This is a genomic window from Pseudomonas sp. R25(2017) (assembly GCF_002112565.1).
Classification (GTDB): domain Bacteria; phylum Pseudomonadota; class Gammaproteobacteria; order Pseudomonadales; family Pseudomonadaceae; genus Aquipseudomonas; species Aquipseudomonas ekonensis.
This window is the reverse complement of sequence record NZ_NEHZ01000030.1, coordinates 1-20,229: the sequence shown is the minus strand read 5'-3', so window position 1 is coordinate 20,229 and position 20,229 is coordinate 1. Positions and strand designations below refer to the sequence as shown.

The 20,229-nt window shown below is 64.6% G+C and carries 20 protein-coding genes; 6 read left to right on the top strand and 14 right to left on the bottom strand.

The genetic code is table 11. The annotated features are described in order from the left end of the window. Nucleotides 1-499 precede the first annotated feature (499 nt). Both CAG31_RS27145 and CAG31_RS27140 read right to left on the bottom strand, forming a co-directional pair. On the bottom strand, nucleotides 500-1,678 hold the full coding sequence (locus CAG31_RS27145) for a cystathionine gamma-synthase (protein ID WP_085586825.1): 1,179 nt from the start codon (nucleotides 1,676-1,678) through the stop codon (nucleotides 500-502). Beyond that, nucleotides 1,675-3,051: a pyridoxal-phosphate dependent enzyme gene (locus CAG31_RS27140; protein WP_085586824.1), complete on the bottom strand. Its 1,377-nt coding sequence runs from the start codon at nucleotides 3,049-3,051 to the stop codon at nucleotides 1,675-1,677. Before CAG31_RS27140 ends, CAG31_RS27145 begins: the two co-directional genes overlap by 4 nt. Before the next feature lie 203 nt (nucleotides 3,052-3,254). Between CAG31_RS27140 and CAG31_RS27135 the strand changes: the two genes are divergently transcribed. Both CAG31_RS27135 and map read left to right on the top strand, forming a co-directional pair. Then, nucleotides 3,255-3,515: a ParD-like family protein gene (locus tag CAG31_RS27135; protein ID WP_085586839.1), complete on the top strand. Its 261-nt coding sequence runs from the start codon at nucleotides 3,255-3,257 to the stop codon at nucleotides 3,513-3,515. Continuing rightward, the gene (gene map, locus CAG31_RS27130) at nucleotides 3,512-4,309 is read left to right on the top strand and encodes a type I methionyl aminopeptidase (protein ID WP_085586823.1); all 798 of its coding nucleotides are present in this window, start codon (nucleotides 3,512-3,514) and stop codon (nucleotides 4,307-4,309) included. The genes CAG31_RS27135 and map overlap by 4 nt, the downstream gene beginning before the upstream one ends. Before the next feature lie 212 nt (nucleotides 4,310-4,521). Here map and CAG31_RS27125 read toward each other — a convergent pair whose 3' ends face one another. From CAG31_RS27125 to ribBA, 5 genes are all read right to left on the bottom strand, one after another. Then, on the bottom strand, nucleotides 4,522-5,676 hold the full coding sequence (locus CAG31_RS27125; RefSeq protein WP_085586822.1) for an ABC transporter ATP-binding protein: 1,155 nt from the start codon (nucleotides 5,674-5,676) through the stop codon (nucleotides 4,522-4,524). A 17-nt stretch (nucleotides 5,677-5,693) separates the two neighbouring features. Then, nucleotides 5,694-6,503, bottom strand: a complete 810-nt coding sequence (locus CAG31_RS27120) for an ABC transporter permease (protein ID WP_085586821.1) — start codon at nucleotides 6,501-6,503, stop codon at nucleotides 5,694-5,696. A 6-nt stretch (nucleotides 6,504-6,509) separates the two neighbouring features. Further along, complete coding sequence (locus tag CAG31_RS27115) at nucleotides 6,510-7,454, bottom strand: ABC transporter permease (RefSeq protein WP_085586820.1); 945 nt, start codon at nucleotides 7,452-7,454, stop codon at nucleotides 6,510-6,512. Then, nucleotides 7,451-8,476 carry an ABC transporter substrate-binding protein gene (locus CAG31_RS27110; protein ID WP_085586819.1) on the bottom strand — a complete coding sequence of 342 codons (1,026 nt, stop codon included), beginning with the start codon at nucleotides 8,474-8,476 and terminating at the stop codon, nucleotides 7,451-7,453. The genes CAG31_RS27115 and CAG31_RS27110 overlap by 4 nt, the downstream gene beginning before the upstream one ends. Before the next feature lie 167 nt (nucleotides 8,477-8,643). Then, on the bottom strand, nucleotides 8,644-9,753 hold the full coding sequence (ribBA, locus tag CAG31_RS27105; RefSeq protein ID WP_085586818.1) for a bifunctional 3,4-dihydroxy-2-butanone-4-phosphate synthase/GTP cyclohydrolase II: 1,110 nt from the start codon (nucleotides 9,751-9,753) through the stop codon (nucleotides 8,644-8,646). 67 nt (nucleotides 9,754-9,820) lie between these two features. On the opposite strand from ribBA, the gene CAG31_RS27100 reads away from it, so the two are divergent. Both CAG31_RS27100 and CAG31_RS27095 read left to right on the top strand, forming a co-directional pair. Beyond that, nucleotides 9,821-10,114, top strand: a complete 294-nt coding sequence (locus CAG31_RS27100) for a DUF1330 domain-containing protein (protein ID WP_085586817.1) — start codon at nucleotides 9,821-9,823, stop codon at nucleotides 10,112-10,114. Nucleotides 10,115-10,267: 153 nt separating this feature from the next. Next, nucleotides 10,268-10,744 carry a hypothetical protein gene (locus tag CAG31_RS27095; RefSeq protein ID WP_085586816.1) on the top strand — a complete coding sequence of 159 codons (477 nt, stop codon included), beginning with the start codon at nucleotides 10,268-10,270 and terminating at the stop codon, nucleotides 10,742-10,744. Between the two features lie 56 nt (nucleotides 10,745-10,800). On the opposite strand, the gene CAG31_RS27090 is transcribed toward CAG31_RS27095, so the two are convergent. From CAG31_RS27090 to CAG31_RS27060, 7 genes are all read right to left on the bottom strand, one after another. Further along, nucleotides 10,801-11,364 carry an NUDIX hydrolase gene (locus tag CAG31_RS27090; RefSeq protein WP_085586815.1) on the bottom strand — a complete coding sequence of 188 codons (564 nt, stop codon included), beginning with the start codon at nucleotides 11,362-11,364 and terminating at the stop codon, nucleotides 10,801-10,803. 1 nt (nucleotide 11,365) lies between these two features. Further along, a complete protein-coding gene (locus tag CAG31_RS27085; protein WP_085586814.1) occupies nucleotides 11,366-12,118 on the bottom strand; it encodes a GntR family transcriptional regulator in 753 nt (250 codons plus the stop codon). Nucleotides 12,119-12,155: 37 nt separating this feature from the next. Then, nucleotides 12,156-12,560 carry a carboxymuconolactone decarboxylase family protein gene (locus CAG31_RS27080; protein ID WP_085586813.1) on the bottom strand — a complete coding sequence of 135 codons (405 nt, stop codon included), beginning with the start codon at nucleotides 12,558-12,560 and terminating at the stop codon, nucleotides 12,156-12,158. A 130-nt stretch (nucleotides 12,561-12,690) separates the two neighbouring features. Next, entirely contained in the window at nucleotides 12,691-13,176 is a 486-nt protein-coding gene (locus CAG31_RS27075) for a flavin reductase family protein (RefSeq protein ID WP_085586812.1), read from the bottom strand. A 12-nt stretch (nucleotides 13,177-13,188) separates the two neighbouring features. Then, nucleotides 13,189-14,670, bottom strand: coding sequence for an aldehyde dehydrogenase (locus CAG31_RS27070; protein WP_085586811.1), 1,482 nt, complete (start codon nucleotides 14,668-14,670; stop codon nucleotides 13,189-13,191). Next, nucleotides 14,667-15,500, bottom strand: coding sequence for an alpha/beta fold hydrolase (locus CAG31_RS27065; protein ID WP_085586810.1), 834 nt, complete (start codon nucleotides 15,498-15,500; stop codon nucleotides 14,667-14,669). Before CAG31_RS27065 ends, CAG31_RS27070 begins: the two co-directional genes overlap by 4 nt. A gap of 31 nt (nucleotides 15,501-15,531) precedes the next feature. Then, nucleotides 15,532-16,122 carry an amino acid synthesis family protein gene (locus CAG31_RS27060; RefSeq protein ID WP_085586809.1) on the bottom strand — a complete coding sequence of 197 codons (591 nt, stop codon included), beginning with the start codon at nucleotides 16,120-16,122 and terminating at the stop codon, nucleotides 15,532-15,534. 492 nt (nucleotides 16,123-16,614) lie between these two features. Between CAG31_RS27060 and CAG31_RS27055 the strand changes: the two genes are divergently transcribed. Continuing rightward, the gene (locus CAG31_RS27055; protein WP_085586808.1) at nucleotides 16,615-17,643 is read left to right on the top strand and encodes a YCF48-related protein; all 1,029 of its coding nucleotides are present in this window, start codon (nucleotides 16,615-16,617) and stop codon (nucleotides 17,641-17,643) included. Nucleotides 17,644-17,671: 28 nt separating this feature from the next. Then, nucleotides 17,672-20,056, top strand: a complete 2,385-nt coding sequence (locus CAG31_RS27050; protein WP_085586807.1) for an RND family transporter — start codon at nucleotides 17,672-17,674, stop codon at nucleotides 20,054-20,056. Nucleotides 20,057-20,229: the final 173 nt, after the last annotated feature.

The window sequence follows — 20,229 nt, the reverse complement described above, 5'->3', positions numbered from 1 at the left end:
TCGGCTGCACCGGCGGCAGGGCTCGTTGGCCCGGGGTTAACCAGATTGGCGATTGGCACGGGCGCACCGCCAGGTGCACGGGTGTCGACGTACTGCATGAAACTTCGTTAGCGAACTGAAAAGTATAGTCGGCCAATCGTCGGCGACGGAGGCCGCTCGGCCCGGGGCGATAGTCGGTTAACGTCCTTGCGGGCGGGCGCTAGAAGGAAATCGGTCTAAAAAGGGCGTTTCGGATTTCAAAGCCTTTGCTAGGCTCATAGGTGTAGGCGAACACGCAGACTGATGCGCAAGCGGATAGCGAGGAAGCGTTGGGCGCGTTCCGAAGGGTACACGGTTAGAAAGATCCCCGCGCTGGGATCCAGCCCTTATGCCGTGTGAAGCAGCAGAGCACATTGCCTGTACTGTGGGAGTCCTGATAAACCTCGTAAGCCAGAGACCAGCACTGGCCGACTACTCGAACACCAAAGCCCGCCTTGTGCGGGCTTTGACGTTTCGGGGCCTATATCTTCGCCAACGCCTGCGCCAGGTCGGCGCGCAGGTCCTCGACATCTTCCACGCCCACGGACAGGCGCACCAGCGTATCGCCGATGCCCAGCCGCGCGCGGGTCTCTGCCGGGATGGTGGCGTGGGTCATGATCGCCGGGTGCTCGATCAGGCTTTCCACGCCGCCGAGGCTTTCGGCCAGGGCGAAGATCTTCACGTTCTCCAGGAAGCGTCGGGCGCCGGCCAGGTCGCTGTTCACGTCCAGGGAGATCATCCCGCCGAAACCGCGCATCTGCCGTTTCGCCAGTTCATGCTGCGGGTGCGACGGCAGGCCCGGGTAATAGACGCGCTTGACCTGCGGCTGGCGCTCCAGCCACTGCGCCAGTTCCAGGGCGTTGCTGCAATGGCGCTCCATGCGCAGCGCCAGGGTCTTCACGCCGCGCAGGGTGAGGAACGCGTCGAACGGCCCGGCGATCGCGCCGACCGCGTTCTGCAGGAAGCCCAGGCGCTCGGCGAGTTCCGCGTTCTGCCCGACCACGGCGATGCCGCCGATCACGTCGGAGTGACCGTTGAGGTACTTGGTGGTCGAGTGCAGCACGATGTCGAAGCCCAGCTCCAGCGGACGCTGGATGTACGGGCTGGCGAACGTGTTGTCGGCCACGCACAGGATGCCCCGCGCCCGGCAGGTGCGGGCGATGGCCGCGAGGTCGACCAGGCCCAGCAACGGGTTGGTCGGGGTCTCGACGATGACCATGCGGGTGTCGTCCTGCAGCGACGCTTCGAAGGCCGACAGGTCGCTCAGGTCGACATAGGTGAAACGGTGTCCGGCGCTGTGCTGGCGCACCTTGTCGAACAGGCGGAACGTGCCGCCGTACAGGTCGTTGCCCGACACGACGTGCGAGCCGGCCTCAAGCAGTTCGAGCACCGTGGAAATGGTCGCCAGGCCCGAGGCGAAGGCGAACGCCCGGGTGCCGCCCTCCAGGTCCGCCACGCAGCGCTCCAGGGCGAACCGGGTCGGATTGTGCGAGCGGCCGTAGTCGAAGCCCTTGTGCACACCGGGGCTGTCCTGCAGGTAGGTGGAGTTGGCGTAGATCGGCGGCATCAGCGCCCCGGTGGTCGGGTCCGGCGTTTGCCCGGCGTGGATCACGCGGGTGGCGAAGCCCCGTGGCGGGGCGTTTTCATCGTGCTGGCTCATGCCAGGGATCTCCGTAGTTGGTTGAGCATGTCGACGCGGGTGATCAGGCCATGGAAGCCCGAGGCGTCGGCGATGATCGCCACCAGGCCGCGGTTGAGGACCTTCTCCAGCTCGGCCAGGTCGGCGTTCGGCGCCAGGGTCTGCAGCTTGTCGGTCATCGCGCTGGCGACGGTCTTGCGAAAATGCGCAGCGTCCTCATGGACGCCGAGCAGGATGTCGGATTCGTCGATCACACCGACCAGCTGGCGGCCTTCGACTAGGACGGGCAGTTGCGACACATCGGCCAGGCGCATGCGCTGGAAGGCCGTGAGCAGGGTGTCTTCCGGGCCGACGCTGATCACCCGGCCGTCCTCGAAGCGTCGGGCCACCAGGTCGCGCAGGTCGCCGTAGCGCTTGCGCGCCAGCAGGCCCTGGTCGTTCATCCACTGATCGTTGTAGACCTTGGACAGGTAGCGGGTGCCGGTGTCGCAGACGAAGCTGACCACCCGTTTCGGTTCGGTCTGCTCGCGGCAGTAGCGCAGCGCGGCGGCGAACAGGGTGCCGGTGGACGAACCGCCGAGAATGCCTTCGACCCGCAGCAGTTGGCGGGCGTGGTCAAAGCTTTCTTCGTCGCTGATGGAATAGGCGTGGCGCACGCTGGAGAGGTCGGAGATCGACGGGATGAAGTCCTCGCCGATGCCTTCCACCGCCCAGGAACCGGCGGTGCCGAGGTGGCCGCTGCGGCTGTATTCGGCCATCACCGAGCCGACCGGGTCGGCCAGCACCATTTCAAGGTCCGGCTGCACGCGCTGGAAGAACCGGGTCAGGCCGGTGAGCGTGCCGGCGGAGCCGACGCCGACGACGATGGCGTCCAGGTCATGTTCGGTCTGCGCCCAGATTTCCGGGGCGGTGCTGCATTCGTGGGCCAGCGGGTTGGCGGGGTTGTTGAACTGGTCGGCGAAGAAGGCGCCGGGAATGTCCTTGGCCAGGCGTGCGGCGACGTCCTGGTAGTACTCGGGGTGGCCCTTGCCGACGTCGGAGCGGGTGATGTGCACTTCGGCGCCCATGGCCTTGAGGTGCAGGACCTTTTCGGTGGACATCTTGTCCGGCACCACCAGCACCACCCGGTAGCCTTTGGCGCGGCCCACCAGGGCCAGGCCCAGGCCGGTGTTGCCGGCGGTGGCCTCAACGATGGTGCCGCCGGGCTGGAGGCGGCCGTCGCGTTCGGCGGCGTCGATCATGGCCAGACCGATGCGGTCCTTGATCGATCCGCCGGGGTTCTGCGATTCGAGTTTGAGAAACAGCGTGCACGGCCCGGTGTCGAAGCGGGTGACACGAACCAGCGGTGTGTTGCCTATCAGCCCAAGCACTGCAGGGCGTGAATCCTTTGACATCTCTTCACCTCGTTTGTGGTGATTGATCGCGATCCATTCGCGGGGAACAAGCTCGCATGCAACATAGGCCCGGATGGTCTGCGCCGCAACCTTTCGCTGGTTGGGCCAATGGTTTGGGGCGTGGGTGCGGCAAGGTCCGATTGCGGTTTTCGTTCGAACGCCGCTAATATACGTTCCATATGCATTTCATATCAGGTATTGCCGTGGGCATCGTAAAAATCTCCGAGGACATGCACGAGAACCTGCGCATCTCCAGCAGCGCGCTCAGTCGTTCGATCAACGCACAGGCCGAGCACTGGATGCGCATCGGCATGCTTGCCGAGCTGCACCCCAACCTGGATCACAGCGCCATCTGCCGCTTGCTGATCCGCGCGGAGCAGGCGGGCGGTCTCGATCTGCAGCGTCTGTGCACGTTGGCGGATGCCTCGTCTGCGGTCTCGTCTGCGCAGAGGACCGAAGCATGAGAAACCCGATCAAGATCAACACCGCCGCCGACATCGCCCAATCGCGGGAGGCGGGCCGTTTGGCCGCCGAAGTGCTGGCCATGCTGGTGCCCCACGTCAAGGCCGGGGTCTCCACCGACGACCTCGACCGTCTGTGCAACGACTATATCGTCAACGTGCAGAAGGCGATTCCCGCCAACGTCGGTTATCACGGTTTCCCGAAGACGGTGTGCGCGTCGGTCAACGAGGTCGTGTGCCACGGCATTCCGTCGGGCCGCAAGCTGAAGGACGGCGACATCGTCAACCTCGACATCGCGGTGATCAAGGACGGCTGGTTCGGCGACACCAGCCGCATGTACGTGGTCGGCGAGCCGACGCCCGAGGCCCGGCATCTGATCAAGACCACCTACGACGCCATGTGCGCCGGCATCCGCGCCGTGCGCCCGGGCGCGACCCTGGGCGACATTGGCTTCGCGATCCAGAGCCTGGCGGAGCGGGAAGGCTTCAGCGTGGTGCGCGAGTACTGCGGGCACGGCATCGGCAAGGTCTATCACGATGAGCCGCAGGTGCTGCACTACGGGCATCCGAACCAGGGCCTGAAGCTGAAGGCGGGGATGATCTTCACCGTCGAACCGATGCTCAACGCCGGTAAGCGCCATGTGAAAAGCCTGGCCGACGGCTGGACCGTGGTGACCAAGGACCAGTCGCTCTCGGCGCAGTGGGAGCACATGGTGGCGGTGACCGAGGACGGCTTCGAAGTGCTGACGGCGTGGCCGGACGAGATCGCAGGGTTTGCGCCGATCCTTCGGTCGTAAAAAAGGGCCGGCACCGCCCGACGCGATGCCGGCCCGAAGGTGACATTTCCTAGACGCCGCGATCCCTGTGGGAGCGGGCTTGCCCGCGATGGCGGCGGGCCAGGCAACATGGATGTCGGCAGTGCCGGCCTCATCGCTGGCAAGTCGAGTCGTCGCACCGCAGCTCCCACAGGTTCTGTGGTGTGCAGGGATCTCTTGTGGCGATGCCGGGCTCAGTGAGCGCCGGCCGCCTTGTTCAAGTCGCTTTCCGCCCATTCGGTGTACACGCAGGCGTCCGCCGTGGCCCAGCGCACCTGCACCGGATCGCCGGCCTTGAGCGGCATGCCGGCAGCGGACAGGGCCTTGACCGTCATTGCGGTGCCGCCCGGCGTGACCACGCTGCACGTCTGGCTTTCGCCGAGGAACAGCACCTCCACCACCTTGGCCGACACCTCGTTCCAGCCGGCGGCCAGCGGTTCGTTGACCGCTTGCTGCACGCTCAATGCCAGGGCCTTTTCCGGGCGCACCATCAGCAGCACGTCCTGCCCGCTGTGCAGGCCGGCGGTGAGGCGGATCGACAGCGCTTGCCCTTCGAAATCCGCCGCCCCGTTGCCCTGGGCCTTGAGCCGCAAGAAGTTCGAGTTGCCGAGGAACGACGCCACAAAGGCGTTCGGCGGGTTCTGGTACAGGTCGTAGCCGCTGCCCAGGCCGACGATCTTGCCGTGGCTGAAGATCGCGATGCGCTGGGACAGGCGCATGGCTTCTTCCTGGTCGTGGGTCACGTAGACGATGGTGATGCCCAGGCGCCGGTGCAGCTGGCGCAATTCGTCTTGCAGGTCTTCACGCAGCTTCTTGTCCAACGCGCCGAGAGGCTCGTCCATCAGCAGGATGCGCGGCTCGTAGACCAGCGCCCGGGCGATGGCGACCCGTTGCTGCTGGCCGCCGGACAACTGCGAAGGGCGACGGTGGGCGAACTGCTCCAGCTGCACCAGCTTGAGCATCGCATCGACGCGCTTGTCCCGCTCGGCGGCGGCGAGCTTGCGGATCGCCAGGGGGAAGGCGATGTTGTCGCGCACCGAAAGGTGCGGGAACAGCGAGTAGCGCTGGAACACCATGCCGATGTCGCGCTTGTGCGGCGGCACGTTCACCAGCGACTGGCCGTTGACCAGGATCTCGCCGCTGCTCGGCGTCTCGAAGCCGGCGAGCATCGACAGCGTGGTGCTCTTGCCCGAGCCGCTGGAGCCCAGGAAGGTGAGGAATTCGCCGTCCTTGATGTCCAGCGAGATGTTGTCCACGGCGGCGAAATCGCCGTAGTGCTTGTTCAGGTGGCGCAGGCTGACCAGGGGTTTGTCGCTCTGCTGGGATGCGTCTTTGATCACGGCACTCATGTCGTACTCCTGGGCGCTCAGGCGCGGATTTCGTTGCGCCGGCGCAGGGCGGCGGCGATCACCATGACCAGCACCGACAGGCCGATCAGCAGCGTCGAGGCGACGGCGATCACGGGTGTCAGGTCCTGACGCAGGGTGGTCCACATTTTCACGGGAAGGGTCTGCAGGGTCGGGCTGGCCATCATCACGCTCAGCACCACTTCGTCCCACGAGACGAGGAAGGCGAAGAGGGCGCCGGCGACCATGCCCGGACGGATCGCCGGGAACGTCACCTTGAACACCGCCTGCAGGCGTGAGGCGCCGCAGATCACCGCCGCGTCTTCGATCGACTGGTCGAACAGCTTCAGCGAGTTGATGATCGAGATGATGGTGAACGGCAGGGCGACGATCACGTGGCTGACGACGAAGGCGAACATCGTCCCGGTGTAGCCGAGCTTGAGGAACAGCGCGTACACCGCCACGGCGATGATCACCAGCGGCACGATCATCGGCAGGGTGAACAGGCCGTAGAGCATTTCCCGGCCGGGAAAGCGCCCGCGCACCAGGGCGAAGGCGGTCGGCAGGCCCAGGGCCACGGCGCAGACGGTGGTCAGCACCGCGACCTTGAGGCTGGCCATGGCCGCGCTCATCCAGTCGGCATTGGAGAAGAACTGCACGTACCACTTCAGTGTCCAGCCCGGCGGCGGGAACACCAGCCACTGGGACGAGCCGAACGACAGCAGCACGATGAACACGATGGGCAGCAGCAGGAACAGGCCGATCAGCCCGGTCGTCGCGTACAGGCCCAGGCGCATCCGGCGGCTCATGGCATTGGGTGTCAGGAGCATGTCGGCTTACCTCGCGTTGCTGGCGCCAACCGGGGATTCCGGCTGAAGCTTCAGGTAGAAGTAGAACAGCACCAGGGTGATGACGATCAGCAACGCGGCGCCGGCGCTGGCCAGGCCCCAGTTGAGGAACGACTGCACCTGCTGAATGATGAACTCCGGCAGCATCATGTTCTGCGCCCCGCCCAGCAGCGCCGGGGTGACGTAGTAACCGAGCGACATCACGAACACCATCAGCCCGCCGGACGCCAGCCCCGGCCGGCACAGCGGCAGGAACACCCGGAAGAAGTTGGTCCAGGGGCTGGCGCCGCAGATCGAGCCGGCCTGCAGGATCATCGGGTCGATGGCCTGCATGGTCGCCTGCAGCGGCAGCACGATGAACGGGATCATGATGTAGCTCATGCCGATCACCACGCCGGTGAGGTTGTGCACCATCTCCAGCGGCTGGTCGATGATGCCCATCGCCATCAGGGCCTTGTTGATCACCCCCGAGGCCTGCAACAGCACCAGCCAGGAGTAGGTGCGCGCCAGCAGGCTGGTCCACATCGACAGCAGCACGATGTTGAGCATCCAGCGGCCCCAGCCGCGCGGCACCAAGGTGATCGCCCAGGCCAGCGGGAAGCCCAGCAGCAGGCTGAACAGGGTCACCAGCCCGGCCACCGAAAAGGTGTTGAGCAGCACCCGCGCGTAGGCCGAGTTGGCGAACAGCTGCTGGTAGTTGCCCAGGCCCGGCTCAGGCTCCAGCACGCCGCGCAGCAGCAGGCCGATCAGCGGCGCGAGAAAGAACAGGCCGAGGAACAGCAGCGCCGGGGCCAGGTTGCCGGCGCCGCGCCAGCGTTGTTTGAGGGACGGGGCTTGCGCCATGGCACTCGCCTTGACCGGGGCCGGGCCGGCAGCGCTGGCAGCGCTCCCGGCGGCAGTGGAGGGACGGGACGCGGTGGCCGCCATTTTCATTTGACCAGCCATTCGTTCCACCGTGTCGCGATGGCCGGACCGTTCTTGGCCCAGTACGCGAAATCAAGGGTGATCTGATCCTTAGCGTAGGCAGTCGGCAGGTTGGGGGCCAGCGTCGAGTCCAGACGCGCCACGCTGTCGACGTTGACCGGGGCGTAGGCGGTCAGGTTGGAGAAGTCGGCCTGGCCTTTGGCGCTGCTGGCGCTGGCCAGGAACTTCATCGCCGCGTCCTTGTTCTTGGAACCCTTCGGCACGACGAGGATGTCGGCCATCACCAGGTTCTGTTTCCAGCTCACGCCCACCGGTGCGCCGTCCTGCTGCAGGGCGTAGGTGCGGCCGTTCCAGAACTGGCCGAGGCTAGCCTCGCCGGACGCGAGCAATTGCTGCGACTGGGCGCCGCCGCCCCACCAGACGATGTCTTTCTTGATGGTGTCGAGTTTCTTGAAGGCACGGTCCAGGTCCAGCGGGTAGAGCTTGTCCGCCGGCACGCCGTCGGCCAGCAGGGCCAGTTCCAGCACGCCGGGGCTCGGCCATTTGTACAGGGCGCGCTTGCCGGGGTAGGTCTTGGTGTCGAACAGGGCGCTCCAGTCCTGGGGCTTGTTGGCGCCGACCTTGCCTTCGTTGTAGCCGAGCACGAAGGAGAAGAAGAACGAGCCGACGCCGTGGTCGCTGACGAAGCGCGGGTCGATCTTGTCGCGCTGGATCTGCTTGAAGTCGAGGGGTTCGAGCAGGCCTTCGGCGGCGGCGCGCAGGGCGAAGTCGGCTTCGACATCGACCACGTCCCACTGCACGTTGCCGCTTTCGACCATGGCCTTGAGCTTGCCGTAGTCGGTGGGGCCGTCCTGCACGACGGTGATGCCGCTGGCCTTGCTGAACGGGTCGGCCCAGGCCTGCTTCTGCGCATCCTGGGTGCTGCCGCCCCAGCTGACGAAGTTCACGCTTTCGGCGGCCATTGCAGCGGGGCCGGTCACGCTCAGCAGTCCCGCAAGAAGGATTGCGGTTGCAGCTTTGTTCAACACCATTTTCACGCCCTCATTGTTGTGTTTTTCAGCGGGCTTGCGTTGTTGCCCGCCTGTCGGGAGCAGTAGAGGGACGGCTTCGTCAGCTCGTCCGGTCTATGGAATATCATATTATGGTATTCCAAGCTTTGTGCAAGCATTTTGCCGTACCGGTTATCCGGCAAACGGCGTCACTCGGTGAAGGGAATGCTCTCGACCACTTCCAGGTCGTAGCCGGTCAAACCGGCATATTTCAGCGGCGGCCCGAGGTGGCGCAGTTTGCCGACGCCCAGGTTCTGCAGAATCTGCGCCCCGGTGCCCACTTCAGAATAGATCCGCGACTGCGAACGGCTGAACTGGCGCGGTGGCTGGGTCAGTTGCGGCACCCGCTCCAGCAGCGCCTGGGAGGACTCATGGTTGGCCAGCACCACGACCACGCCATGGCCCTCGGCCGCGACCCGTTGCAGCGCTGCCCACAGCGTCCAGTTGCGCGGCCCGTTGTACTCGGCGCCGACCAGGTCGCGCAGCGGGTCGATCACATGCACGCGCACCAGCGTCGGCTGCTCGCGGCGCAGTTCGCCCATCACCATGGCCATGTGCACGCCGCCCTCGATGCGGTCCTCGAAGGTGATCAGGCGGAAGGTGCCGTGCACCGTCGGCAGCTCGCGTTCGCCGATGCGCTCGATGGTGTGCTCGGTGCTCAGGCGGTAGTGGATCAGGTCGGCGATGGTGCCGATCTTGATCCCGTGCTTTCGTGCGAAGGCTTCAAGGTCCGGTCGGCGGGCCATGGTGCCGTCGTCGTTCATCACCTCGACGATCACCGAGGCGGGCGTGAAGCCGGCCAGGCGCGCCAGGTCGCAACCGGCCTCGGTGTGCCCGGCACGGGTCAGCACGCCGCCTTCGCGGGCGCGCAGGGGGAAGATGTGGCCGGGCTGCACCAGATCCTCGGCGCAGGCATCGGGCGCCACCGCGGCGGCCACGGTGCGGGCGCGGTCGGCGGCGGAGATCCCGGTGGTGACGCCCACCGCCGCTTCGATGGAGACGGTGAACGCGGTGCTGAACACGCTGCCGTTGCTCGGCACCATTTGCTCCAGGCCCAGCCGCTGGCAATGTTCGTCGGTCAAGGTCAGGCAGATCAGCCCGCGAGCCTCCCGGGCCATGAAGCTGATCGCTTCGGGCGTGCAGCGGTCGGCGGCCAGCAGCAGGTCGCCTTCGTTCTCCCGGTCCTCGTCATCGACCAGCAGCACCATTTTGCCGAGGCGGTAATCTTCGAGGATTTCTTCGATAGTGTTGAAGGGCATGCTGGACTCCCGGTGTCTGTTGGAAATTTGTGGTATACCATAATACAAATTCAACCGAGAGGTCACTATGAAGGCTTACTGGATTGCTCATGTGGACGTCACCGACCCGAACCGCTACAGCCAATACACCCAACGCGCCCCCAAGGCGTTCGCCGAGTACGGCGGACGGTTCCTGGCCCGGGGCGGGCGCAGCGAAGCGATGGAGGGCAGGGCGACGCCGCAGCGCAGCGTGGTGATTGAGTTCGACAGCTACGAACAGGCGGTGGCGTGCTATCGCTCGGTGGCGTATCAGGAAGCGAAAAGCTACCGGGAGGAATGGGCGAGGGCGGAAGTCATTATTGTGGAAGGGATGGCGCCGTAAGGGCTTGCTTGCAAGGCTGCGCGAAATACAGCGAAATGCGCGGCTTGTCATTCATCGAAGGACGAGCCGCGCGTACGCAATCCAGAGCTCAGCACGGGATTTTCTTGCCTGCGGATTCACAAGCCATGCTCGAAGGGATTATTGAGGCATACCATGACAAGAGGAATGTTTGCAAATAGGCGAATTGGCTATTGGCTGCTGGGCGTTCTATTTGTAAATGCGATCTTTCTGGCGTTTCTGATTTTCGGGAACGGCTCGAAGGAACGTGATTTGGAGAGGGTTAAAACCACAGAGCCACTGCTGATCGAAGGGCAAAGTGGCGATGACAATTACTATGTCCTCCCCATCGGGACGACGCTATACCACGATAAAAGCTTTCCTGAAGGGCACGATCGCTATGTTGTCTATCTGAACCACAAAGGTTCAATCGCTCACGAAGAGGTTCCCATGAAGCCTGAGTATGGTGGCTCCTTCATCGACCCTCTTTGGTTGCAGAATATCGATGCGGACACATTGAAGGACATTTTCAAGCGCTTCCCGCTTTCCAAAAAAGACATCTCCGCTGCGCTCAAGACCAATGAGATCACCAAAGATGATTTGGCTGACATCATTCGGTCGATGCCGGACTGAGCACCGGCTATCGGGGATCCGGGCCGGGCTCTGCATCTGTTGAAGGTGGCTTCTGATCAGCGGATGAAATGAATCTTGCCGCTGTCGTCGTTGCCCACGTAGATGCCGTAGACGCCGGCCTGGCGTTCTTCGATGTAGCGTTCGAGGATCTGGCGGATCGCCGGGTAGTAGATCTTGTCCCAGGGGATGTCTTCGGGGGCGAAGAATTGGCAGTCGAGGGTTTCCGGGCCGTATTGGCCGGTGATCTCCAGGGCGATGGCGCGGAAGATGATGTACACCTCGCTGATCTTCGGCACGCTGAAGATCGAGTAGGGCGAGACGATCTCGGCGCGCACGCCGCTTTCTTCCCAGACTTCGCGCACCGCCGCCTGCTCGGTGGTCTCGCCGCTTTCCATGAAACCTGCCGGCAGCGTCCAGGTGCCCGGACGCGGCGGGATCGCCCGCTGGCACAAAAGGTATTTGCCGTCCTGCTCGATGATGCAGCCGGCGATGATCTTCGGGTTCACATAGTGGATGTAGCCGCAGCCGCGGCACATCAGGCGCTCGTGCGTATCGCCCGGCGGCACCTGCTGACCGAGGTCGGCGCCGCCGCATTTCGGGCAAAAGCTCGGGCTGAACATGTCAGCGGCCTATGCGCGGTTCTTTCAGCGCGATGGGCAGGGTGATCGCCGGGGTGGCGCCGGTCTCTTCCTGCTTGCGCTTGAGGTAGTCGAGGGCGACGGCGGCCGCGGCGCGCACGTGGTCGACCGACGCCTGGTGGGCGGCCAGCGGATCGCCGCTCTTGATCGCCTCGACGATCTTTTCCATTTCCTGGTTGCTGGCGCCGCGGCGGTTCTCCTGGGACACCGACGTCGCCCGCAGGTAGCTGATGCGCGCCTGCAACTGGCGCAGCTGAGTGGCGGCGATATGGTTGCCGGAGCCTTCCAGCAGCACGTCGTAGAAACCCTGCACCGAGTCGATCACCTGCTGCAGCTCGCCGTCCTTGAGCGCCTTGCGGTTCTCCTCCAGCGCTTTCTCCAGGGCCTTGATGTCCTTGGCCTTGGCGCGCAGGGTGAACAGCTGGACGATCAGGCCTTCGAGCACGCAGCGCAGCTCATAGATGTCGACGGCGTCGGCCAGCGTGATGATCGCCACGCGCGGGCCCTTGGCGTCGGCGAATTCCACCAGGCCTTCGGATTCAAGGTGACGCAGGGCCTCACGCACCGACGTGCGGCTCACGCCCAGGCGGTCGCACAGGTCGCGTTCGACCAGGCGGTCGCCCGGCAGGAGCTGGAAGTTCATGATGGCGCTTCGCAGCTTGTCCAGCACGATCTCGCGCAGGGTGACGGGGTTGCGATTGACCTTGAAGCTGTCGTCGAGTGGCAGGCGTTTCATGGAGTCCGCTCTAAATGTGGCTGTCCTTGCGGGGCGGTCAGACAGCCGAGTGTTGACTGGAGGCCTCGGCGTCGGCTTCGGCGAAGGCTTCACGGGCGAGCCGGAAACTGTCTACGGCAGCGGGAACGCCGCAGTAGATGCCGACCTGAAGCAGAATTTCGCGTATTTGCTCACGACTCAAGCCGTTACGCAAGGCGCCGCGCACATGCAGCTTGAGTTCGTGCGGGCGGTTGAGCGCCGAGATCATCGCCAGGTTGATCATGCTGCGCTCCTTGAGCGACAGGCCGTCGCGGCCCCAGACATGGCCCCAGCAATATTCGGTGACCATTTCCTGCAGCGGGCGGGTGAAGTCGTCGGCGTTCTGGATCGAACGGTTGACGTAAGCCTCGCCCAGCACTTGGGTGCGAATCTTCAGGCCCTTTTCGTATTTTTCGTTATTCATATTCTCAACCTCACCTCAGGCCCTGTGGGAGCTGGCTTGCCAGCGATGACGGCATCACATCGACATCTATGCTGGCTGACCCACCGCCATCGCTGGCAAGCCAGCTCCCACAGTGTTTTGCATTGTTTTCTCAAGTCAGGCTCGGCAACGCGCCGAGCTTGCCCTTGTGATAAATCATCGGCGTCACCGGCTGCGCCGGCAGGATCAGGTTCTTCACCGCGCCGACGATGATCGCGTGGTCGCCGCCGTCGTATTCGCGCCACAGCTCGCACTCGATGATCGCCGTGGCCTTGTCCAGGATCGGGTTGCCCAGTTCGCTCAGGTGCCAGGCGATGCCTTTGGCCTTGTCCTTGCCCTTGCCGGCGAAGGCATAGGCTTCGGCGGTCTGGTCGGCGGACAGCAAGTGGATCGCGAAGCGCTGGCTGTCACGCAGCACCGGGTAGGTGTCGGAGGCGTAGTTGGGGCAGAACAGCACCAGCGCCGGGTCGATCGACAGCGCGCTGAAGGCGCTGGCGGTGATGCCGACGATGCCCCCGTCCGCGTCGAGGGTGGTGACCACCGTGACTCCGGACGGGAAGGAGCCCATCACGTCTTTGTAAATGCCGGGTTCGATCATGTCGCAGGACTCCTAGCGCATCACGAAGGGATCAGGCATCGGGGCCTGGGAAAGGTTGATCCACACCGTTTTCAGTTCGGTGTAGGCCAGCACCGAATCGATGCCGCTTTCGCGTCCGTAGCCACTGTTCTTGAAGCCGCCGATGGGCGCCATCGCCGACACCGCGCGGTAGGTGTTGACCCAGATGATCCCCGAACGCACGTCACGGGCCAGGCGATGGGCGCGGCCCAGGTCGCGGGTCCAGATGCCGGCGGCGAGGCCGAACTGCGAGTCGTTGGCGATCGCCAGCGCTTCGGCCTCGTCCTTGAAGCGGATCACCGAGGCCACCGGTCCGAACACTTCTTCCTGCATGATCTTCATCGAGTTGCGGTCGCACTCGAACAGCGTCGGTTCATAGAACCAGCCGTCGCCCACGCCCGCCGGACGCTTGCCGCCGATGCGCAGGCGCGCCCCTTCGGCGAGGGCGTCGGCCACCAGGCCTTCGACCACGGCCAGTTGCTGGGCGGTGGCCATCGGGCCCATTTCGCTGCTGTCGTCCTGGGGGTTGCCGATGCGGATGCGTTGGGCGCGTTCGACCAGGCGGCCGACGAACTCATCGTAGATCTCGTCCTGCACCAGCAGGCGCGAGCCGGACACGCAGCTCTGCCCGGACGCCGCGTAGATCCCGGCGATGGCGCCGTTGATGGCGCTGTCGAGGTCGGCGTCGGCGAAAATGATGTTCGGCGATTTGCCGCCCAGCTCCAGCGACAGCTTGGCGAAGTTCTCGGCGCTGCTGCGTACCACGTGCCGGGCGGTCGCCGCGCCGCCGGTGAAGGCGATCTTGCGCACTAGCGGATGGCGGGTGAGGGCGGCGCCGGTGCTCGGGCCGTAGCCGGTGACGACGTTGACCACGCCCGGCGGGATGCCGGCTTCGAGGGCCAGGCGCGCCAGTTCCAGGATCGTCGCCGAAGCGTGCTCGGACGGCTTGATCACGATGGTGTTGCCCGCCGCCAGGGCTGGCGCGAGTTTGATCGCGGTCAGGTACAGCGGGCTGTTCCACGGAATGATCGCGGCGACCACGCCCATGGCTTCGTGCACGGTGTAGGCGAACAGGTCGGGCTTGTCGAGCGGCAGGGTGCCGCCTTCGAGCTTGTCGGCCAGGCCGGCGGTGTAGTGGAAGAATTCCGGCAGGTAGCCGACCTGGCCGCGGGTCTCGCGGATCAGCTTGCCGTTGTCGCGGCTTTCCAGCTGGGCCAGCTGCTCCTTGTTTTCGGCGATCAGGTCACCGAGGCGGCGCAGCAGCTTGCCGCGCGCGGTGGCGGTCAGGCCGCGCCAGGCCGGGCTGTCGAAGGCGGTCTGGGCCGCCTGCACGGCGCGTTCGACATCGGCCTCGTCGGCATCGGGCAGCTCGGCCCAGGGCTCGGCCAGCGCCGGGTTGAGGCTTTCGAAAGTCTTGCCGGAGAGGGCGTCGACCCATTCTCCGCCGATGCACATCTGGAAGCGTGCGAGTGTCATGCAACGATCCCCTTTATATGGTTTTGTCGGGCGTTTGCGGATTCGAGAAATTCCAGCAGCATCTGGTTGACCAGGCGCGGCGACTCTACGGGCATCATATGCCTTTGCTCGGGCAGCACGGCGACCTTCGCGCCGGGGATGCGCCGGGCCAGTTGCTCGGCCATCTCCGGGGTCGAGCCGGGATCCAGCTCGCCCGTGGCGATCAGCGTCGGCACCTGGATGCTGCCCAGGTCGTCGGCGCGGTACATGTCTTGCGTGGCGAACAGCGAATAGGTGGTCAGGTAGCCCTGCGGGTCGTTGCCGGCCAGGGTCTGGCGGATCGCGGCGATCTGCGCCGGGTTGGCCGCCTGGTATTCGCGGCTGAACCAGCGCGACAGCGCGGCTTCGGCGTTGGCGTCCGGCCCGTGCTCGGCGGCCTGGCTGGTGCGGGCGATGACGCCGGCGCGCTGCTCCTCGGTGCGGTTGAACACACTGTTGAGCACCACCAGCCCTTGCAGGCGCTGCGGGTAGTGCAGGGCGAAGGCCCGTGCCACCAGGCCGCCCATGGAAAACCCGATCACGGTGACCTGGGGCAGTTGCAGGTGCTCCAGCAGCTCCAGCAACTGATCGGCGTAGCCGAGCAGGCCGGTGTCGGCGGCCGGTCGCGGACTGGCGCCATGCCCGAGCATGTCGTAGGCGATCACCCGGTACTGAGAGGCGAGGCCGACGATCTGGCCGCCCCACATTTCTTTGTTCAGGCCCACGCCGTGGATCAGCACGACGGGTTGGCCGAGGCCGGTCGCCAGATAACTGGTGCCGGCGGGGGTGAGTTCAGCGGTGAGCCGAATCATGGAGCGCTCCTGCAATGCTTTCTTATTGTGGTCACTGGGCCTTTTCGGCGGCCAGCTCTTCCAGGTCGATGTAGCGGTTGCCGATGCGCGGGTGCAGGCGGCCGCCGTCGGCGCAACCGAGCACCACGACGATCTCGTCGGCGCGCGGCGCGTCTTCGATCTGCATTTCCAGGGTGATGTAGTGCGAGCGCAGGCCTTCGTCGTCCTTGTGCATCATCGGGATCTGGATCGAGGTGCCGGGACCGCCGCGCTTGTTGGTGAAGCTCAGGTAGCTCTTGGCCTTGACCGCTTCGCGGTAGTGATTGCCGAAGCGCAGGGTGTGGATCACCGCGGAGGCGTGTTCGATCTCGCCGTCGGCGCCGACCACGGCGGCCTTGCCGTAGGCTTCGATCTTCTCGGCGCCGCCGATGGCGGCCACCAGGCGTTCGACCATCAGCGCGCCGAGGTCGGAGCAGTTGGCGCGGATCTCCGGTTTCAGGTCTTCGACGAAGCCGCGGCCCAGCCACGGGTTCTTGATCACGACCGCCAGGCCGACCATGGTCACCGGGGTGTCGGTGGCCTTGCCGCCTTCGATGAAAGTCTCTTCGATGTAGCTGACGATCTTGCGGATTTCGAAACTCATGGGCTGCTCCGTAGGGGATAAGAGTGTCTGTGCGTCTGATGGTATACCATAATACCTATCGCGCAAGTCCCCTTCGCAAGTTTTGCGTCATCCATCCGGCGAATGGCCGTTCATTCGGCCGTCATCGCCAGCAGGCTGGCTCCCACATTGTTCTGCTGTGGCCACCGACTCTGCATTCACCCCAGATCCCTGTGGGAGCCAGCCTGCTGGCGATGGGGCCGCTCCGGCCTGCGTCTTTGTGGCCTGACCTGGCGCCTTCGTGAGCAAGCATTCGTCTGCAACAGACCGGTTTGGCGGTTAACAAAAGATAACGTGGCGCCGATTGTCAGACGTTTCCAAAGCCCGATAGGATGAGCCAGCATCCGAAGGGGCTCTGGACTGCGGGTTTCAGGACTATGCTGCACGCAGCGCAGCTGACCGGTCGGTCCCGGAGCACCCTTGCGGCGCCCTTGAAGGCCCGATGGCCCAACAATAATAAATAGGGGAAGGTCTATGGTTCGTTGCCGCCCGCCGGCGTTACGCAAAACCGCACTGCTGGCCACCGCCTGCGCCCTGCTGGGCCTGGCAGCCGTACCGGCCTGTGCACTGGCCGACGAAGCGCCCGCGGACGGGGTCTATTCCACCGCTTCGGCCAAGGCCGCCAAAAGCCTGATGCTCGATGTCGTCCATGCCGGCGCCCGGCTGGTGGCGGTCGGGGATCGCGGCCACATTCTCTATTCCGACGACCAGGGCAAGACCTGGATTCAGGCCAAGGTGCCGACCCGGCAACTGCTCACCGCCGTGTACTTCGTCGACGACCGGCACGGCTGGGCCGTCGGCCATGACGCGCAGATCCTCGCCAGCGAAGACGGCGGCCTGACCTGGACCAAGCAGTTCGAAGACCTCAAGCGCGAAGCGCCGCTGCTCGACGTCTGGTTCAAGGACGCCAGCCACGGCATCGCCGTCGGCGCCTATGGGGCGCTGCTGGAGACCACCGACGGCGGCCAGCACTGGGAAGACGTCAGCGACCGCCTCGACAACGAAGACCAATACCACCTCAACGCCATCGCCGCCGTGAAGGACGCCGGGCTGTTCATCGTCGGCGAGCAGGGCAGCATGTTCCGCTCCGCCGACTGGGGCCAGACCTGGGAAAAGCTCGAAGGCCCGTATGAAGGCTCGCTGTTCGGCGTGATCGGCACCGCGCAGCCGCAGACCCTGCTGGCCTACGGCCTGCGCGGCAACCTCTACCGCTCCACCGACTTCGGCGGCACCTGGGAACAGGTCGAGCTGAAGGCGGCGCGCGGTTCCCTGGAGTTCGGCCTGTCCGGCGCCACGCTGCTCGACGACGGTTCCATCGTGATCGTCGGCAACGGCGGCTCGGTGATCAGCAGCAGCGACAACGGCGAGACTTTCAGCGTGTTCAACCGGCCCGACCGCATTTCGCTGTCGTCGGTCACCGCCGCCGGCAACGGCGACCTGATCCTGACCGGGCAGGGCGGGGTACGCATCACGGCGCCCAACGGCGCCGAGCTGGGCAAATGAGCCGGATCAATAATAAGAAGGCGGGGCTATGACTTCCTTGAGCACTCATCATCAGGACAAGGCGACGTTCCTCGAACGCCTGATCTTCAACAACCGCCCGGCAGTGATCGTGATCTGCCTGCTGGTCAGCATCTTCCTGTTCTGGCAGGCCACGCTGATCCGGCCGTCCACCAGCTTCGAGAAAATGATCCCGCTCAAGCATCCGTTCATCGAGAAGATGATGGAGCACCGCAACGACCTGGCGAACCTGGGCAACACGGTGCGGATCTCGGTGGAGGCCACCGACGGCGACATCTTCTCCAAGGAGTACATGGAGACCCTGCGCCAGATCAACGACGAGGTGTTCTACATCTCCGGCGTCGACCGCTCCGGCCTTAAGTCGCTGTGGAGCCCGAGCGTGCGCTGGACCGAGGTGACCGAGGAAGGCTTCGCCGGCGGCGAAGTGATCCCGCAGAGCTACAACGGCTCCCAGGACAGCCTCGACCTGCTGCGCAACAACGTGCTCAAGTCCGGCCAGGTCGGGCGGCTGGTGGCCAACGACTTCAAGTCGAGCATCGTCGACATCCCGCTGCTGGAGTCCTACCCGGATCCGCAGGACCAGGGCAAGCTGCTGGCGCTGGACTACCGCAAGTTCTCCCATGAGCTGGAGGACAAGATCCGCAACAAGTTCGAGGCGCAGAACCCCAACGTCAAGATCCACATCGTGGGCTTCGCCAAGAAGGTCGGCGACCTGATCGACGGCCTGGTGATGGTGGTGATGTTCTTCGGCGTCGCCTTCGTCATCACCCTGATCCTGCTCTACTGGTTCACCCACTGCATGCGCAGCACCGTGGCGGTGCTGAGCACCACGCTGGTGGCGGTGATCTGGCAACTGGGGCTGATGCATTTCTTCGGCTTCGGGCTCGATCCGTATTCGATGCTGGTGCCGTTCCTGATCTTCGCCATCGGCATCTCCCACGGCGTGCAGAAGATCAACGGCATCGCCTTGCAGTCCAGCGAGGCGGACAACGCCCTGACGGCCGCGCGGCGCACCTTCCGGCAACTGTTCCTGCCGGGGATGATCGCGATCCTGGCGGACGCCGTCGGCTTCATCACCCTGCTGATCATCGACATCGGCGTGATCCGCGAACTGGCCATCGGCGCGTCCATCGGCGTGGCGGTGATCGTGTTCACCAACCTGATCCTGCTGCCGGTGGCGATTTCCTATGTCGGCATCAGCAAGCGCGCCGTGGCCAAGAGCAAGAAAGACGCGAACCGCGAGCATCCGTTCTGGCGCCTGCTGTCGAACTTCGCCAGCTCCAAAGTGGCGCCGGTGTCGATCCTGATCGCGCTGGTCGCCTTCGGCGGCGGCCTCTGGTACAGCAAGAACCTCAAGATCGGCGACCTCGACCAGGGCGCGCCGGAACTGCGGCCGGACTCGCGCTACAACAAGGACAACAACTTCATCATCAGCAACTACTCCACCAGTTCCGACGTGCTGGTGGTGATGGTCAAGACCAAGTCCGAAGGCTGCTCGCGCTACGAGGCGATGGCGCCCATCGACGAGCTGATGTGGAAGATGCAGAACACCGAGGGCGTGCAGTCGGCGATCTCGCTGGTGACCGTGTCCAAGCAGATGATCAAGGGCATGAACGAGGGCAACCTGAAATGGGAGACCCTGTCGCGCAACCCGGACGTGCTGAACAACTCCATCGCCCGGGCCGACGGCCTGTACAACAACAACTGTTCGCTGGCGCCGGTGCTGGTGTTCCTCAACGACCACAAGGCCGAGACCCTGGACCGTGCCGTGAAGGCGGTGCAGGCATTCGCCGCGGACAACAACAAGGACGGCCTGGAGTTCATCCTCGCCGCCGGCAACGCCGGGATCGAGGCGGCCACCAACGAAGTCATCAAGCAGGCTGAGCTGACCATCCTGGTGCTGGTGTACATCTGCGTGGCGGTCATGTGCATGATCACCTTCCGCTCGTGGGCGGCGACCCTGTGCATCGTCCTGCCGCTGGTGCTGACCTCGGTGCTGGGCAACGCGCTGATGGCGTTCATGGGCATCGGCGTCAAGGTCGCGACCCTGCCGGTGGTGGCGCTGGGCGTGGGGATCGGCGTGGACTACGGCATCTACATCTACAGCCGCCTGGAGAGTTTCTTGCGTGCCGGCCTGCCGTTGCAGGAAGCCTACTACCAGACCCTGAAGTCCACCGGCAAGGCCGTGCTGTTCACCGGCCTGTGCCTGGCCATCGGCGTGTGCACCTGGATCTTCTCGGCGATCAAGTTCCAGGCCGACATGGGCCTGATGCTGACCTTCATGCTGTTGTGGAACATGTTCGGCGCGCTGTGGCTGCTGCCGGCGCTGGCGAAGTTCCTGATCAAGCCTGAGAAGCTGGCGGGGCAGAAGGGCAATTCGCTGTTCGCCCACTGATCCTTGGGGGCTGGAACGACAAAGCCGCAACCTCAGGGTTGCGGCTTTTCTGCATTTCACGATTCACACAAAACCCTGTGGGAGATTCTATGTTGCAAGGGAACCCTGCAGCCTCAAGTTCGGTTGGTATTCGCTCTCGCTTTTCATGAGGGCGAATGCCACCCGGCACAGCT

What these genes read in the sequence shown, in the direction of transcription:
- CAG31_RS27125 (WP_085586822.1), bottom strand. Translation starts at nt 5,676, where the DNA reads ATGAGTGCCGTGATCAAAGACGCATCCCAGCAGAGCGACAAACCCCTG.
- CAG31_RS27145 (WP_085586825.1), bottom strand. Translation starts at nt 1,678, where the DNA reads ATGAGCCAGCACGATGAAAACGCCCCGCCACGGGGCTTCGCCACCCGC.
- CAG31_RS27065 (WP_085586810.1), bottom strand. Translation starts at nt 15,500, where the DNA reads ATGATTCGGCTCACCGCTGAACTCACCCCCGCCGGCACCAGTTATCTG.
- CAG31_RS27075 (WP_085586812.1), bottom strand. Translation starts at nt 13,176, where the DNA reads ATGATCGAACCCGGCATTTACAAAGACGTGATGGGCTCCTTCCCGTCC.
- CAG31_RS27095 (WP_085586816.1), top strand. Translation starts at nt 10,268, where the DNA reads ATGACAAGAGGAATGTTTGCAAATAGGCGAATTGGCTATTGGCTGCTG.
- CAG31_RS27070 (WP_085586811.1), bottom strand. Translation starts at nt 14,670, where the DNA reads ATGACACTCGCACGCTTCCAGATGTGCATCGGCGGAGAATGGGTCGAC.
- CAG31_RS27055 (WP_085586808.1), top strand. Translation starts at nt 16,615, where the DNA reads ATGGTTCGTTGCCGCCCGCCGGCGTTACGCAAAACCGCACTGCTGGCC.
- CAG31_RS27110 (WP_085586819.1), bottom strand. Translation starts at nt 8,476, where the DNA reads ATGGTGTTGAACAAAGCTGCAACCGCAATCCTTCTTGCGGGACTGCTG.
- ribBA (WP_085586818.1), bottom strand. Translation starts at nt 9,753, where the DNA reads ATGCCCTTCAACACTATCGAAGAAATCCTCGAAGATTACCGCCTCGGC.
- CAG31_RS27115 (WP_085586820.1), bottom strand. Translation starts at nt 7,454, where the DNA reads ATGAAAATGGCGGCCACCGCGTCCCGTCCCTCCACTGCCGCCGGGAGC.
- map (WP_085586823.1), top strand. Translation starts at nt 3,512, where the DNA reads ATGAGAAACCCGATCAAGATCAACACCGCCGCCGACATCGCCCAATCG.
- CAG31_RS27060 (WP_085586809.1), bottom strand. Translation starts at nt 16,122, where the DNA reads ATGAGTTTCGAAATCCGCAAGATCGTCAGCTACATCGAAGAGACTTTC.
- CAG31_RS27080 (WP_085586813.1), bottom strand. Translation starts at nt 12,560, where the DNA reads ATGAATAACGAAAAATACGAAAAGGGCCTGAAGATTCGCACCCAAGTG.
- CAG31_RS27140 (WP_085586824.1), bottom strand. Translation starts at nt 3,051, where the DNA reads ATGTCAAAGGATTCACGCCCTGCAGTGCTTGGGCTGATAGGCAACACA.
- CAG31_RS27050 (WP_085586807.1), top strand. Translation starts at nt 17,672, where the DNA reads ATGACTTCCTTGAGCACTCATCATCAGGACAAGGCGACGTTCCTCGAA.
- CAG31_RS27100 (WP_085586817.1), top strand. Translation starts at nt 9,821, where the DNA reads ATGAAGGCTTACTGGATTGCTCATGTGGACGTCACCGACCCGAACCGC.
- CAG31_RS27090 (WP_085586815.1), bottom strand. Translation starts at nt 11,364, where the DNA reads ATGTTCAGCCCGAGCTTTTGCCCGAAATGCGGCGGCGCCGACCTCGGT.
- CAG31_RS27120 (WP_085586821.1), bottom strand. Translation starts at nt 6,503, where the DNA reads ATGCTCCTGACACCCAATGCCATGAGCCGCCGGATGCGCCTGGGCCTG.
- CAG31_RS27085 (WP_085586814.1), bottom strand. Translation starts at nt 12,118, where the DNA reads ATGAAACGCCTGCCACTCGACGACAGCTTCAAGGTCAATCGCAACCCC.